This window comes from Mesorhizobium sp. M1252, assembly GCF_040318265.1.
Lineage (GTDB): Bacteria > Pseudomonadota > Alphaproteobacteria > Rhizobiales > Rhizobiaceae > Mesorhizobium.
The window spans coordinates 1-13958 of sequence record NZ_JAMYLX010000002.1; the positions used below are offsets into that span (position 1 = coordinate 1).

12 protein-coding genes are annotated in these 13958 nt (G+C 63.3%); 5 read left to right on the forward strand and 7 right to left on the reverse strand.

The genetic code is table 11. The annotated features are described in order from the left end of the window. The first annotated feature begins 523 nt into the window (after positions 1–523). Complete coding sequence (locus tag NKH22_RS03605; protein WP_352908985.1) at positions 524–982, forward strand: hypothetical protein; 459 nt, start codon at positions 524–526, stop codon at positions 980–982. 91 nt (positions 983–1073) lie between these two features. Here the strand turns inward: NKH22_RS03605 and NKH22_RS03610 are convergent, their stop codons facing one another. Continuing rightward, entirely contained in the window at positions 1074–1283 is a 210-nt protein-coding gene (locus NKH22_RS03610) for a DUF768 domain-containing protein (RefSeq protein ID WP_352908987.1), read from the reverse strand. Between the two features lie 27 nt (positions 1284–1310). Beyond that, on the reverse strand, positions 1311–1472 hold the full coding sequence (locus tag NKH22_RS03615) for a hypothetical protein (protein ID WP_352908989.1): 162 nt from the start codon (positions 1470–1472) through the stop codon (positions 1311–1313). Positions 1473–1621: 149 nt separating this feature from the next. On the opposite strand from NKH22_RS03615, the gene NKH22_RS03620 reads away from it, so the two are divergent. Continuing rightward, the gene (locus tag NKH22_RS03620) at positions 1622–2374 is read left to right on the forward strand and encodes a pseudouridine synthase (protein ID WP_352909191.1); all 753 of its coding nucleotides are present in this window, start codon (positions 1622–1624) and stop codon (positions 2372–2374) included. A gap of 22 nt (positions 2375–2396) precedes the next feature. Here NKH22_RS03620 and NKH22_RS03625 read toward each other — a convergent pair whose 3' ends face one another. Both NKH22_RS03625 and NKH22_RS03630 read right to left on the reverse strand, forming a co-directional pair. Further along, the gene (locus NKH22_RS03625) at positions 2397–2978 is read right to left on the reverse strand and encodes a histidine phosphatase family protein (protein WP_023711385.1); all 582 of its coding nucleotides are present in this window, start codon (positions 2976–2978) and stop codon (positions 2397–2399) included. 135 nt (positions 2979–3113) lie between these two features. Then, a complete protein-coding gene (locus NKH22_RS03630; RefSeq protein WP_502908563.1) occupies positions 3114–4448 on the reverse strand; it encodes a dicarboxylate/amino acid:cation symporter in 1335 nt (444 codons plus the stop codon). Between the two features lie 230 nt (positions 4449–4678). On the opposite strand from NKH22_RS03630, the gene NKH22_RS03635 reads away from it, so the two are divergent. The 3 genes from NKH22_RS03635 to NKH22_RS03645 all read left to right on the forward strand — a co-directional run bounded on the left by NKH22_RS03635 (position 4679) and on the right by NKH22_RS03645 (position 8416). Further along, entirely contained in the window at positions 4679–6538 is a 1860-nt protein-coding gene (locus NKH22_RS03635; RefSeq protein ID WP_352908992.1) for a sensor histidine kinase, read from the forward strand. Next, positions 6535–7884, forward strand: a complete 1350-nt coding sequence (locus NKH22_RS03640; RefSeq protein ID WP_023823713.1) for a sigma-54-dependent transcriptional regulator — start codon at positions 6535–6537, stop codon at positions 7882–7884. Before NKH22_RS03635 ends, NKH22_RS03640 begins: the two co-directional genes overlap by 4 nt. Before the next feature lie 184 nt (positions 7885–8068). Then, the gene (locus NKH22_RS03645) at positions 8069–8416 is read left to right on the forward strand and encodes a hypothetical protein (protein WP_032885862.1); all 348 of its coding nucleotides are present in this window, start codon (positions 8069–8071) and stop codon (positions 8414–8416) included. Positions 8417–8433: 17 nt separating this feature from the next. Here NKH22_RS03645 and ggt read toward each other — a convergent pair whose 3' ends face one another. From ggt to NKH22_RS03660, 3 genes are all read right to left on the reverse strand, one after another. Then, positions 8434–10173: a gamma-glutamyltransferase gene (ggt, locus tag NKH22_RS03650; RefSeq protein WP_352908993.1), complete on the reverse strand. Its 1740-nt coding sequence runs from the start codon at positions 10171–10173 to the stop codon at positions 8434–8436. A gap of 139 nt (positions 10174–10312) precedes the next feature. Then, the gene (gene rhaI / locus NKH22_RS03655; protein WP_023692509.1) at positions 10313–11605 is read right to left on the reverse strand and encodes an L-rhamnose catabolism isomerase; all 1293 of its coding nucleotides are present in this window, start codon (positions 11603–11605) and stop codon (positions 10313–10315) included. A gap of 107 nt (positions 11606–11712) precedes the next feature. Beyond that, positions 11713–13815: a bifunctional rhamnulose-1-phosphate aldolase/short-chain dehydrogenase gene (locus tag NKH22_RS03660; RefSeq protein WP_023732397.1), complete on the reverse strand. Its 2103-nt coding sequence runs from the start codon at positions 13813–13815 to the stop codon at positions 11713–11715. Positions 13816–13958: the final 143 nt, after the last annotated feature.

Genomic DNA, 13958 nt, shown 5'->3' on the forward strand with positions numbered 1-13958 from the left:
TGCGCGAGCACAAGAAGCTCGCTCTGCGCCAAGCCGCATGACCAGCATCATGGCCGCCCCATTTTGCAGAACTTGACGCACACAAGCCGAAAGAAGCCCGCCGGCCTGAGCCAGCGGGCTTTCTGTTGATTAGCAAGTCTCGCGCTCAGTGGAGCTCTATATCAAGTCTCGTCAGTGGATGGCGGAACGTCAATGGTTCCGCCGCCACCTGACGTAGGCGAAGCAACATGCGCCGCAAGTTTGCCCTTCCGGTGCAGGACCGGCTTTTCGTATACTTTTTTCATTGAAATATGCCCCAAGGCCAAACGCCCGGCGCAACCCGCGCCTCCATCAGCCCAATGTCAAGCAAATACGAAAACCGGCGCAACGCGAATGACAGGCTTGCCGCGATAGGAGATGGCGGCGTCCAACATTTGCCGCCCAATGAAATCACTTTGCGCGCATCGGCCAAATGACGGATTTGATTTGCTTGGTGATCCCCTCTCCCTGGGGCAAACTGCCTGCCGGGGCTGCAGGAGGAGAAATGCGAGCACGCGCAGCTACGATCGGCGACCTCGAAAGTGTTTTCCGGGATTTGTCCACGCGGATGTCGGACGAGTATGTGGCCGCCGGCAAGGACAGCAAGGTCGCCTACGACAATCTGATGATGAATTTGAAGGAAGGCCGAGCGCACGCGCTGGTCGAGGGCGACAAGACGGTGGCGATCGTCGCCTGGTACGAGAACAGCGACGCCGCCGACACGCTGTTTGCCGCGCAGGAGGGTTTCTTCAGCGCCGCGACGGTCCGCTTCTGCAGGCGCCACATCCGCCACATTCAGGCGCTGGCCGGCAACCTTCCCATCCACTCGCGCAGCTGGCTGCAGCGGGCGGACGTCGGCAAATGGTTCCGCGTCATCGGTTATGTCGAACGCGGCCGGGAGAACGGCGCCACTGTGTTCGAACTGCCGCCGGCACGGGCCGCGTCATCGGTGCGGGCCGCATAGGGCTGCGCACCCACGGATGCCATCACCGAAAAGCCCACCGCCAGGATGGGGATGGCCCGATATTCGCCTGCGATGGGCTCATATCGGGGGCTCAGATATCGGGCTGATCGAGTGCCTCGAGAATCACCCGTTCCAACGAACCGAACTCCTCTTCGATCTCGCTGACCTCAAGGCCTAAATGCCGAGCATCCAGGGCAGCTCGCGTGGTCAGGGTTCGAGCCGTTGCCTTGTCGGCAGGCAGTTCGCCCGGCAGGTGCTCGTGGATCCAGCCCTGCAGGAAATCAACGGCGCGCTCGCTCATCGATTTATCCCTTCTGTTATCTGGGGATCATTCACCCAGAATGACCCCAGAAGCGACGATCTGAGCCGTCAGGCTGGTGAGCCTGCCTCGCTTCACGAGCGTCGGTTTTTCGTAGATTCTCTTCATGGCGGTGCCTTTCGCGACAAATCGCTCGTCGGCAACAACGTCCGTCGCGGGGCAGCGTTCCATGGCGGGCTGTTGAGCCCGACGCCCTGACACATCGTATTTGAGAGCAGCCGCGCTCCCGCGAACTGGTGATGTTGGTGCCGCGGCAGGTTGCGAAGCCAATGCGGGGCGTGGCATTTGTCGATGCCGATCATTGGGATGGCAAGCAGGACATGGCACGGTCACCAGACATCGCCCAACACCAGGCCCCGAGCGCAGGCGTCAGCCTGAACCGGGCGCTTTCCAAACTCGGCCTGTGTTCGCGCAAGCAGGCCGAGCTGCTGATCGCCGAAGGGCGCGTGCAGGTTGGCGGCAAGGTGGTGCGCGATCCGTCGCTGCGTGTCGATCTCGGCCGCGACCGCATCGCTGTCGACGGCGAGCAGATCGTCGGCGAGGCAAAAGTCTACCTGATGATCAATAAGCCGCGCGGACAGGTCACCACGCGCGATGACCCGCAGGATCGTGGCACCGTCTATGACTGCCTGGTGGAACTGGAGTTGCCTTTCGTGTCGCCGGTCGGCCGCCTCGACAAGGCCAGCGAAGGCCTGTTGCTGATGACCAACGACACGCGCTGGGCCAACCGCCTGCTCGATCCGGCCTCGCATGTCGCCAAGACCTATCATGTCCAGATCGGCACCGCGCCCGACGAAGCGATGCTGGCGCGCTTTCGCGACGGAGCGATCGTCGACGGCGAACTGCTGACCGCAAGTTCGATCGAACTGCTGCGCAGCGGCGGCCGCACTGCCTGGCTGGAAATCGTGCTCGACGAGGGCCGCAACCGCCAGATCCGCCGCCTGCTCGGGGCATTCGACATCGAGGTGCTGAGGCTGGTTCGGGTGGCGATCGGCGGTTTGCAGCTCGGCGAGCTCGCCAAGGGCAAGGCGCGGCATCTGACATCGGAGGAATTGGCGGTGCTCGCGCGTTAAGAGGCAGGCTTGCTGAGAAACACTACTTCTGGTTCCACCTGCGTATCACCGGCTCGCTCAGATCGTGCTCATAGCCGAGGATGCTGAGGCTCGCGGTATCAAGCACGAAGTGCGCACCGCCTTCGGGTGGCAGACCGAGCCAGCGCGCGGCCAGCACGCGCAGGAAATGCGAGCTTGAAAACACCAGCACATTGCCCTCGATTGCCCGCAGCCCGGCGATGATCCTGTCGGCCCTGGCACCAACATCCGCTACCGACTCGCCGTCGGGACAGCCGTCACGGAACAATTGCCAGCCGGGGCGCTGCACAAGAATCTCCTTGGTCTTAACGCCCTCATAGGCGCCATAGTCCCATTCCTGCAGGTCGTCCTTCTTGACGGCAGCAGCGCCGAAGCCGGCAAGCGTGCAGGTGCTGAAGGCTCGCTGCGACGGGCTCGACCACACCGCCTGGAAGGACAGATCCTTGAGCCGGTCCGCCACGCCGCGAGCTGCCGCCTCGCCCTTTGCCGTCAACGGTATGTCGGTGCGGCCGGTGTGTTTTCCCGAAGCGCTCCACTCCGTCTCGCCGTGACGGACGAGGTAGATTTCGGGGTACGGATTGCTCATGCGCCGGCCTTTCGGTTTTACGTCCGCACCCTACCCGGGAGGGCCCGGCCAGCGCCAGCCACGTGCAGGCGGAAAAGGAAAGGCCGCAACCGAATCGGCTGCGGCCTTGTGCTCAAACGTCAGTGCCCGGAGCGGTCAGGCGGGCTGCAGATCGCCCGACAGCGCCAGGTCGGCTTCCTCGGACAATGTGCCGGCCATGGCGGCGGCGAACTTGGTCTGGTCGAGTTCGCCTTCCCAGCGCGCCACAACAATCGTCGCCACTGCATTGCCGACGAAGTTGGTCAGCGCCCGGCATTCCGACATGAAGCGGTCGACCCCTAGGATCAGCGCCATGCCGGCAACGGGTACCGTAGGCACGACAGAGAGCGTGGCGGCCAGCGTGATAAAGCCGGCGCCGGTGATGCCGGCGGCACCCTTGGAGCTCAGCATGGCAACCAGCAGCAGCAGGATCTGGTCGCCATAGGTGAGCGGCGTATCGGTCGCCTGGGCGATGAACAGCGCCGCCAGCGTCATGTAGATGTTGGTGCCGTCGAGGTTGAAGGAGTAGCCGGTCGGGATGACCAGGCCGACCACCGAGCGGTTGCAGCCGGCGCGCTCCATCTTGGCCATCAGGCCGGGAAGAGCGGCTTCCGAGGACGAGGTGCCGAGCACCAGCAGCAGCTCTTCCTTGATGTAGCGGATCAAGGCGAGGATCGAGAAGCCGTTGTACCAAGCGACAGCGCCGAGCACGACCAGCACGAAGAGCAGCGACGTCAGGTAGAAGGTGCCGATCAGAAAGGCGAGGTTGGCAATCGCGCCGATGCCGTATTTACCGACGGTGAAGGCCATGGCGCCGAAGGCGCCGATGGGGGCGGCCTTCATCAGGATGGCGACCAAGCGGAAGATAGGCGAGGTCAGCGCCTGCAGGAAATCGACGACCGGGCGGCCGCGCTCGCCGACCAGAGCGAGGGAGATGCCGAACAGCACCGAGAAGAACAGCACCTGCAGGATGTCGCCTTGCGCGAAGGCGCCGGTGATGGTGTCGGGGATGATGTTGAGCAGGAAGCCGACGATGGTCGTGTCATGCGCCTTCTCGGTGAAGGCGGCGACCTTCGAGGGATCGAGCGTCGCCGCATTGATGTGCATGCCGGCGCCCGGTTGGACGACGTTGGAGACGACCAGACCGACGACCAGCGCCAGCGTCGAAAAGACCAGGAAGTAGATCATCGCCTTGCCGGCGACGCGGCCGACTTTTTTCAGGTCGGAAACGCCGGCAATGCCGGTCGTCACCGTCAGGAAGATGACCGGCGCGATCACCATCTTGACCAGCTTGATGAAGGCGTCTCCGAGCGGCTTCAGCGAAGCACCGAGTTCGGGATAGAAATGACCGAGCAGCACGCCGGCGGCGATCGCCGTCAGGACCTGCACGTAGAGATGACGGTAAAAGGGTAGCTTGCCGCGCGGTTCGGCGGCAGCGAATGCTGGCTGCATGACGTCCTCCATGGCGCCCCGATCGAAAGCTCGACCTCCCGGGGCAGTTGTTTTCCGCAGCCTTGCGACTGCTGTATTGGTCACTGCAACTGCCGTGCCAGACTGTGCGGCATACCGCAGCCATTGATTTTGTTGGGTATTCGTCCGATCGAGGCTGCTGCCGCTCAACGCAAGTGCGGACATCCGCATGACTGAATTGTGCTTTGTGCGAAATCATGCACAAATAGGGAATGCTGCAACGCCCTGCCGCGGTCCTGTCGCCGACGCCCGAGCAACTCGGCAAACGCGCGCGTCGCGCCTGGCTGCTGTTTGCGGCGATCGCGCTGGTGATCGTTGCCACGGCGCTCACCGGCGCCGGCCTCTACGCGCGCCGCGCCGAGGTCGCGGCACTGGCGGCGCAAGGCCGCACCGATGCCAATCTGAAGGTTGCGTTGCTGCGCGCCGTGCTGGAAAGCCCGCGGGCGCTGCCGCTGCTCTTGTCCGAGGACCAGCAGGTGCATGACGCCCTGCAGAACAAGGGCGCTGTCACGATCGACGTGCTCAACCGCAAGCTCGAAGGGCTGGTCTCAGGCACCAAGGCTTCGGTGCTTTACGTCACCGGCGTCGACGGGTTTGCGATCGCCTCCAGCAACTGGCGCGAAACAACCAGCTTCGTCGGCAACGACTATGGTTTCCGCGCCTATTTCTCCGGCGCCATGCAATCGGGAACGGCCGAATATTTTGCGCTGGGCAACATCAGCAAGCGCCCGGGCCTCTATATTTCGCGTCGCGTCGGCAATGCGGCGGCACCGCTCGGCGTCGTCGTCGTCAAGATGGAATTCGACCAGCTTGAAGCCGACTGGCATGAGGCCAACCGGCCGGCCTATGTCAGCGACGACCACGGCGTCGTGCTGATCACCAGCGTGCCGTCCTGGCGCTTCATGACCACCGCGCCGCTGACCGGCCCGGTGGCTGCCGCCATCCGGAGCAGCCAGCAATTCGGCAACGCGCCGCTGATCCCCTTGCCGATCACACGCCCCGAGGCATTGAGCCCTGACGTGTCGATGGTGCATGCGATAACACCGGGCGGCAGCGATGCCGAATATCTCAGGCTTTCGACACTGGTCCAATCGACGCCATGGCGGCTCGATTATCTCGTGCCGGTCGAAGCGCCGATCGCGGCTGCGGTGCGTGAGATGCGGCTGCTGGCGCTGGGCGTCGTGGTGCCGTTGCTGGCGCTGGCCGGCTATCTCCTGTGGCGCCGTCAGTCGGCGCAGATGCGCATCGCCGCCGAACAGGCAGCGCGCATCGAGCTCGAGCGCCGCGTCGTCGAGCGTACGCATGACCTCAGTCTGGCTCGCGACCGGCTGCAGGCCGAGATCACCGATCACCGCAGCACCGAAGCCAAGCTTCAGGTCATGCAGCAGGAACTGGTGCAGGCCAACCGTCTTGCTACCCTCGGCCAGGTTGCCGCCGGCGTCGCGCATGAGATCAACCAGCCGGTGGCAACGATCCGCGCCTATGCCGACAATGCGCGTGTGTTCCTGGAGCGCAAGCAGACCGCCTCGGCCGAGGAGAACCTTGGCGCGATTGCCGCGCTGACCGAGCGCATCGGCGGCATCACCGAAGAGTTGAAGGTCTTTGCCCGCAAGGGGCGCACGGCAGCCGAACCGGTCGAACTGCGCGGCGTCATCGAGGGCGCCGTGGTGCTGCTCAGAAGCCGCTTTGCCGGCCGGCTGGACGCGCTCGATATCACACTGCCGCCGGTAACGCTCAAGGTGATGGGCAACCGTCTGCGGCTCGAACAGGTGCTGATCAACCTGTTCCAGAATGCGCTGGAAGCGCTGGACGGTCGCGACGGCGCCAGGGTGGAGGTTTCGGCCCAGGAGACGGCCGACGGCGTGGCGCTTGCCGTCGCCGACAATGGGCCGGGCATTTCGCCTGCCATCCTCAAGTCATTGTTCACGCCGTTCAACACCTCGAAGGAAAAAGGCCTCGGGCTCGGCCTCGTCATCTCGCAGGACATCGTCGCCGACTATGGCGGACGCATCGAGGTGGCGAGCGACCAGGCCGGCACGCGCTTTACCATTCACCTCGCCAGGGCAGCATGATGGACACCGCACCGGTCGTATTGATCGACGACGACAGCGAATTGCTGAGGGCCACGCGGCAGACGCTGGAACTCGCTGGTTTTTCCGTCTCGGCCTTTGCGGTGGCGGCCGAGGCGCTGGCCGGGCTCGACGCCAATTTTCCCGGCGTGGTGGTGTCCGACATCCGCATGCCCGGCATTGACGGCCTGCAGCTCTTCGACCGCGTCTTGCAGCTTGATGCCGACATTCCGGTCATCCTGGTCACCGGGCATGGCGACATCGCGGTTGCGGTCAAGGCGATCAAGGATGGCGCCTACGACTTCATCACCAAGCCTTTCGCCGCCGACCGGCTGGCGCAAAGTGTGGCACGGGCGGCGGAAAAGCGCCGGCTGGTGATGGAGAACCGCGCCTTGCGCGAAAGCGCCGAACAGGCGCAGGACGGCCTGCCGCTGATCGGGCAGACGCTGGCGATGGAGCGATTGCGCCGGACGCTGCGGCAAATCGCCGATACCGATGTCGACGTTCTGGTGACCGGCGAGACCGGCTCCGGCAAGGAGGTGGTGGCGAGCCTGCTGCATCGCTGGAGCCGCCGCGCCAGGGGCAATTTCGTGGCGCTGAATTGCGGCGCGCTGCCGGACACGGTCATCGAAAGCGAGCTGTTCGGCCATGAGGCCGGCGCCTTCACCGGCGCACAGAAGAAGCGCATCGGCCGGATCGAGCATTCGAGCGGCGGCACGCTGTTCCTCGACGAGATCGAAAGCATGCCGGCCTCGACCCAGGTGCAGATGCTGCGGGTGCTGGAAATGCGCGAGGTGACGCCGCTCGGCACCAATGAAATCCGGCCGGTCGACCTGCGCGTCGTCGCCGCCGCCAAGGTCGATCTCGGCGACGCCAGCCGGCGCGGCGCCTTCCGCGAGGATCTCTACTACCGGCTCAATGTGGTGACGATCTCGATCCCGCCGCTGCGCGAACGCCGCGACGACGTCGCCCTGCTGTTCTTCTACTTCGCCGAGCGTGCAGCCGGCCGCTTCCGCCGGCAAATGCCAGCCGTGCCTGCCTCAGTGCACCGCCATCTGAGCCAGCACGACTGGCCGGGCAATGTGCGTGAACTCGCGCATTTCGCCGAGCGTTTCGTGCTGGGACTCGAGGAAGCGGCGCAAGCGCCACCTTCCGCCCCGGCGGAGCCGGATGACGCCAGCTCACTGCCGGAACGGCTGGAACGCTATGAAGCCAATGTCATCCGCGAGGCGCTTGGCCGCAATGACGGCGATGTCCGGCGCACGATTGAAGCGCTCGGCATTCCGCGCAAGACCTTCTACGACAAGCTGCAGCGGCACCGCATCGTGCGCAGCGATTTTTCCAGGTAATTCATTTTCCAGGTATTCAGGCGTGTGGACCCGAAAGCAGGGTAGATTTTGTGAACCGGCGCAAAAAAACCGTGGCAAGTCGGCATCAGAAAGTGTTGAAGACCGCATCGGCGGCCTTCGGCACGGCGCGATCCGGTTGCGCTCGGCAGATGTTGATGATTTGTTGCCGGTCAGCGGAGAATGAATGATGCGAGAACCTGTCGGTCAAGATGAATATGGATCGACCAACCCGTTCGATCCGGACGATCTGACGAATTTGAACGCGATCGGCCCGGCCATGGGCGGCGGCAACGACTTCGAGAAATACGCCGTTGCCGTGATCATCGTCTTCGGCGCGCTGATCATTGGCGGGCTGATGGCCGCTTCCATGACCTTTGGTCACCGGAACGGCTTCCTGTTTGCGCTTGGCGGCGCAACCGCGGCCTGGATATCGGGCAATGCGCTGCTCCTCGACCGTCCCCGCATCTACGCGGCGTTCGTCGTGATCGCGGCGCTGATGCTCGTCGGGTCGACGCTTACGCTCGTCCTCTGATCAATCTCTTGTTTTGATCAGTAGCCAATCGCCTCGCCGGATGCGGCGCGGCTGTCGATGGCGCCGTTGTAGCGGGCGCCGCCGCCCTTCTCGATTTCCGCCAGGCTCTTGCCGCCGACAAGAATGCCGGCCGCCTGACCCCAGGTAGAATCCGCGAGATCGAGGTGGTAGCCCATGCCGGCCAGCAGTTTTTCAGTGTCGGGCGACAGGCCGAACGGTTCGACATAGATCGTGTCGGGCAGCCATTGATGGTGGATGCGCGATGCGTCGATCGCCTCCTGGATGTTCATGCCGTGGTCGATGACGTTGACGATGGCTTCCAGCGTGATGGTGATGATGCGCGAGCCGCCGGGGCTGCCGATAACCATGAACGGCTTGCCGTCCTTGGCGACGATGGTCGGGCTCATCGAAGACAGCGGCGTCTTCTTCGGCTGGATGGCATTCGCCTCTCCCTGGACGAGACCGTAGAGGTTGGGCACGCCGGGCTTCTGGGTGAAATCATCCATCTCGTTGTTGAGCAGGATGCCGGTGCCGTCGGCGACCACGCCGGCGCCGAACGAACCGTTCAGCGTATAGGTGACCGCGACCGCATTGCCGTCATCGTCGATGATTGAATAGTGCGTCGTTTCCTTCGACTCGCCGAAGCCCTTCGGCATCAAATCCTGCGAGACGCCGGCGCGGAACGGGTCGATCTTGTCGCGGATCTCCTTGGCGTAACCCTTGTCGAGCAGTTTCGAGACCGGATTGTCGACGAAATCGGGATCGCCGAGCGCCGAGTTGCGGTCCACATAGGCGTAGCGCATCGCCTCGACCATGACGTGCACCGTCTCGGCCGAGCCGGCGCCAAGATAGGACAGCGGGTAGCCCTCCAGCACGTTGAGGATTTCGCAGATGATGACGCCGCCCGAGCTTGGCGGGGGCGAAGAGACGATCTCGTAACCGCGATAGGTGCAGCTCACCGGTTGCAGCTCGCGTACCTTATATTGCTCGAAGTCTGCCTTGGCCAGAATGCCGCCCCTGGCGCCGCTCGCCTTGACGATGGCGCCGGCGATGGAGCCTTTGTAGAAGGCGTCGGCGCCTTTTTCGGAGATGGCGGCGAGCGAGGCTGCAAGATCGGGCTGGAGGAGACGCTCGCCGGCGCCATAGGGTTTGCCGTCCGGCTTCAGGAAGATGGCGGCGGCGGCAGGGTCCTTCGCCAGCCGTGCGGCATTGCTTGCGAATGAAGCAGCGTCGCCCTGGTCGAGGATGAAGCCATCCTTGGCATAGGCAATTGCCGGCGCCATCAAATCCTGGCGTGGCAGCGTGCCATATTTTTCACGAGCCATCTCGAACCCTGCCACGGAACCCGGTACGCCGACCGCGAGGTAGCCATCAAGGCTGGCGCCCTTCACCGGATTGCCGTCCTTGTCGAGATACATGGTCTTGGTTGCCGCCAGCGGCGCGCGCTCGCGGAAATCGAGGAAGGTCGATTTGCCGTCCTTGAAGCGGATGGTCATGAACCCGCCACCGCCGATATTGCCGGCATTAGGGTAGACGACGGCGAGCGCATAGCCGACGGCGACCGCCGCATCGACGGCATTGCCGCCCTTCTTCAGCACCTCGACGCCGGCTTCCGACGCCAGATGCTGGGCGGTGACGACCATGCCGTGCTCGCCCTTCGCAGGTTGAGGCGATGCGGCATGGAGCGCGCCGGATGGCGCGAGCGCAATTGCGAGCGAAAGGGTGACGCCAATCAGCGTCCGGCGGGTCAAGGGCATGGCGGTGCTCCAAGTGCGGTGTGCCTAGAAGAGCTACATGGAGCGGCCGAGTCCATCATCAATATGAGCTAACACATATTGGTGTTCGCCTGCCGGCAGAGGCAAGCTAATCTCCCCCCGTGGTGGAGATTAGCCAATCTCAAACAATCCCGCCTGACCCGCCCACAACCGCCGGCCGTTCCGCCGCGACCTTCGCCCGGTAGCCCGCCGCGCGATATGCGGCGACTGGATCAATGGCGCCGCCTGTGTTCAGCCGCGCCATGGCAAGGATCGGCTCGACATCGGTGCGGTAGGCAGCTTTTAGCGTCTGCGTCGCCATCAGCGCATCATTGCCGTCTTGGAAACCCTCGAGCGCCTTGCGGTCGACCAGCAGCGCCTGCGCATAGGCGCGCTGCACCTCGACTGCCGACAGCATCAGGCTTTCGATCGGGTCGGTGACGTTGTGGCTCTGGTCGAGCATGTGAGCGGGATCGAAACCCTCGGCGCCGGAAAGCTCGGCATCAACCAGTTCGTTGAAGACCAGGAACAGCCGATAGGGATCGATCGAGCCGGCATCGAGATCGTCGTCGCCATACTTCGAATCGTTGAAATGGAAGCCGCCGAGTTTCTTGAACTGGATCAGCCGCGACACGATCATCTCGATGTTGACATTGGGCGCATGGTGGCCCAGGTCGACCAGGCAGTAGGCCTTGTTGCCCAGCTCCTTGGATATGAGGTAGTTAGTGCCCCAGTCCTGCACGACCGTCGAATAGAAGGCCGGCTCGTACATTTTGTGTTCGGTGAACAGCTTCCAGTCGGCGGGCAGTCCGGCATAGATCTCCTTCATCGCGTCGAGATAGCGCTCGAAGACTTTGGCGAAATTGACCTGGCCGGGGAAATTCGAGCCGTCGCCTATCCACACCGTCAGCGCTTTGGAACCAAGCGTCTTGCCGATCTCGATGCATTCCAGATTGTGCTCGACTGCCTGCCGGCGCGTGCCGGCATCGGCATGCGACAGCGACCCGAACTTGTAGGACAGTTTTTGGTCCCTGGCATCCGAGAAGGTGTTGGAATTCATGGCGTCGAAGCCGAGGCCGAAGCGCGAGGCCGCCTGCTTCAGCCGGTTCGGATCGGTCTTGTCCCACGGTATATGCAGCGAGACGGTCGGCGTCGCCTGCGTCAGTTGGCTGATGACGGCGCAGTCCTCGATCTTGTCGAAAATGTCGCGCGGCTCGCCGGCGCCGGGAAAGCGGGCAAACCGCGTGCCGCCTGTGCCGACGCCCCAGGACGGAATGGCGACGGCGAATTTCTCGACCTTGTCGCGGATGGCATCGATGGCGATGCCGCGGCGGTCGAGGCGTTCGCCGAGCGACGCGTAGTCGCGCTCGAGGTCGGGTTTGCGCTGGGCGTTGTGGCTGGAGACGAGATCGGCGGCGATGATGGTTTCGGACAAGTGCTATTCCTCCCAATGCGTTCAGTCAGCGCTGCCCTTCATCCGGCCCTTCGGGCCACCTTCTCCCCGTATAGTGACGGGGAGAAGAGAAGCGCTCCGCCCTTAACTCAGCGCGTAAAGCTCTGCGCGTTGCCGGCGTCGACGTTGATGATGTTGCCGGTGGATTTGGCCGACATGTCGGACGCCAGGAAATAGATCGCTTCGGCGATGTCTTCGGGAAACACCGAGCGCTTCAGCATCGAGCGCGAGCGGTAGTGTTCTTCCAGATCGTCGGTCGACATCTTGTAGGCGGCGGCGCGCTGTTCCTTCCACTCGCCGGTCCAGATCTTCGAACCGCGCAGCACGGCGTCCGGATTGACGACGTTGACCCGGATCTGGGCTTCCGCGCCTTCCAGCGCCAGGCAGCGGGCGAGATGGATTTCGGCCGCCTTGGCGGTGCAATAGGCGGCGGCATTGGGTGACGCGGCAAGACCGTTCTTGGAGGCGACGAAGACGACATTGCCGCCGATCTTCTGGGCCCGGAACAGCCGGAAGGCTTCGCGCGAGACCAGGAAATAGCCGGTCGACAATATGTCCATGTTCTTGTTCCACAGCGCCAGCGTCGTCTCCTCGATCGGGGCCGAGGAGGCGAGGCCTGCGTTGGAGACGAGAATATCAATGCCGCCGAACTCGACGGCTGTCTGGGCGAAGCCGGAAATCACCTGCTCCTCCGCGGTGACGTTGATCAGCACCGGCCGGACGAAGTCCTTGCCATAGGCTTTCGCCAGTTCGTCGTTGGCGTTGGCAAGTGCGGTCTCGTCGATATCGGCCAGCACGACGCAGGCGCCTTCGCGCAGCAGGCGATTGGCGGTGGCGCGGCCGATGCCGCCGGCGCCGCCGGTGACCAGCGCGATTTGGCCGGCGAGCGACTTCGGCTTCGGCATGCGCTGCAGCTTCAAATCCTCGAGCAGCCAGTATTCGATGTCGAAGGCCTCCTGCGCCGGCAGGCCGACATAGGACGAAACGGTCGAGGCCCCGCGCATGACATTGATGGCGTTGACGTAGAATTCGCCAGAGATGCGGGCGGTGGCCTTGTCGCCGGCGAAGGTGAACATGCCGACGCCGGGCATCAGGTAGACCACGGCGTTGGGGTCACGGATCGGGGGCGAGTCCGGATGCTTGCAGCTGTCGTAATAGGCCTGGTAGCCGACACGGTACTCAGCAATATCGTCGGCGAGGCGCGCAATCACGGCTTCGACGTCGGGCTTCGCTGGGTCGAACTCGATAACCAGCGGGCGGATTTTTGTGCGCAGGAAATGATCCGGGCATGAGGTACCGAGTGCCGCCAGCGGGCGCAAATCCCTGGAGTTGACGAATTCGAGCACAGCGGCGGAATCGTCGAAATGGCCGAGCTTGTGGCTCTTCTCCGAAATCAGGCCGCGGATCCTCGGCATCAGTCTCGCCGCGATGGCGCGGCGCTCAGCGGCGTCTAGCGATTTGACGACTTCGCCGCCGAAGATGGCGAGACCCTCGGAGCGGCGCTCGAACCATTCGATCGCCTGGTTGATGACCGAGATCGTCGTCTCATAGCACTCCTTGGGTGTGTCGCCCCAGGTGAACAAGCCGTGGCTTTCGAGGATGACGCCCTTGGCCTCGGGGTGTTCGACGCAGAATTTCTCCAGCCAGAGGCCAAGTTCGAAGCCCGGCCGCTTCCACGGCAGCCAGCCGATGGCGTCACCGAATATCTCCTTGGTCAACGCCTTGGAATCCTTGGCCGCGGCAATCGCGATAATGGCATCGGGATGCATGTGATCGACGAACGGCTTCGGCACATAGGCGTGCAGCGGCGTGTCGATCGAGGCCGCGCGCGGGTTGAGATTGAAGGTGCAGTGGGGAAGATAGCCCACCATGTCGTCCTCATGCGCGACGCCGCGATAAAGGCCTTTCAGCGCCTGCAGTTTGTCCATGTAAAGCGTGGCGAAACCGTCCAGCTTGATCGAGGCGCTGTCGCCGCCCGAGCCCTTGACCCATAGCACTTCGACTTCGGCGCCAGAGAGCGGGTCCTTCTGCCGGATCTTGGACGAGGTGTTGCCGCCGCCATAATTGGTGACACGCTTGTCGGAGCCGAGCGTGTTGGAGCGATAGACCAGAAGCTCAGGCTCGCTCAGCCCCTTGGCTTTAGCATCGTCCCAAAGGTTGGCAAGGCGCGAGCCGGAGCGCTTGTCGAGCATGATTATCCTCCCTGGGACGCAAAAGGCGCGGTCCATTTTGCCGGAAATGTCTACGCAAGCATCTCGGTTGTCAATCATAAACGATCAAGATCGATCATATTGCACTGCACAATGAAATTATATGAGCGGAAATGATTGACACT

What these genes read in the sequence shown, in the direction of transcription:
- NKH22_RS03640 (WP_023823713.1), top strand. Translation starts at nt 6,535, where the DNA reads ATGATGGACACCGCACCGGTCGTATTGATCGACGACGACAGCGAATTG.
- ggt (WP_352908993.1), bottom strand. Translation starts at nt 10,173, where the DNA reads ATGCCCTTGACCCGCCGGACGCTGATTGGCGTCACCCTTTCGCTCGCA.
- NKH22_RS03615 (WP_352908989.1), bottom strand. Translation starts at nt 1,472, where the DNA reads ATGGAACGCTGCCCCGCGACGGACGTTGTTGCCGACGAGCGATTTGTC.
- NKH22_RS03605 (WP_352908985.1), top strand. Translation starts at nt 524, where the DNA reads ATGCGAGCACGCGCAGCTACGATCGGCGACCTCGAAAGTGTTTTCCGG.
- NKH22_RS03625 (WP_023711385.1), bottom strand. Translation starts at nt 2,978, where the DNA reads ATGAGCAATCCGTACCCCGAAATCTACCTCGTCCGTCACGGCGAGACG.
- NKH22_RS03635 (WP_352908992.1), top strand. Translation starts at nt 4,679, where the DNA reads ATGCTGCAACGCCCTGCCGCGGTCCTGTCGCCGACGCCCGAGCAACTC.
- NKH22_RS03610 (WP_352908987.1), bottom strand. Translation starts at nt 1,283, where the DNA reads ATGAGCGAGCGCGCCGTTGATTTCCTGCAGGGCTGGATCCACGAGCAC.
- NKH22_RS03660 (WP_023732397.1), bottom strand. Translation starts at nt 13,815, where the DNA reads ATGCTCGACAAGCGCTCCGGCTCGCGCCTTGCCAACCTTTGGGACGAT.
- NKH22_RS03620 (WP_352909191.1), top strand. Translation starts at nt 1,622, where the DNA reads ATGGCACGGTCACCAGACATCGCCCAACACCAGGCCCCGAGCGCAGGC.
- NKH22_RS03645 (WP_032885862.1), top strand. Translation starts at nt 8,069, where the DNA reads ATGATGCGAGAACCTGTCGGTCAAGATGAATATGGATCGACCAACCCG.
- NKH22_RS03630 (WP_502908563.1), bottom strand. Translation starts at nt 4,448, where the DNA reads ATGCAGCCAGCATTCGCTGCCGCCGAACCGCGCGGCAAGCTACCCTTT.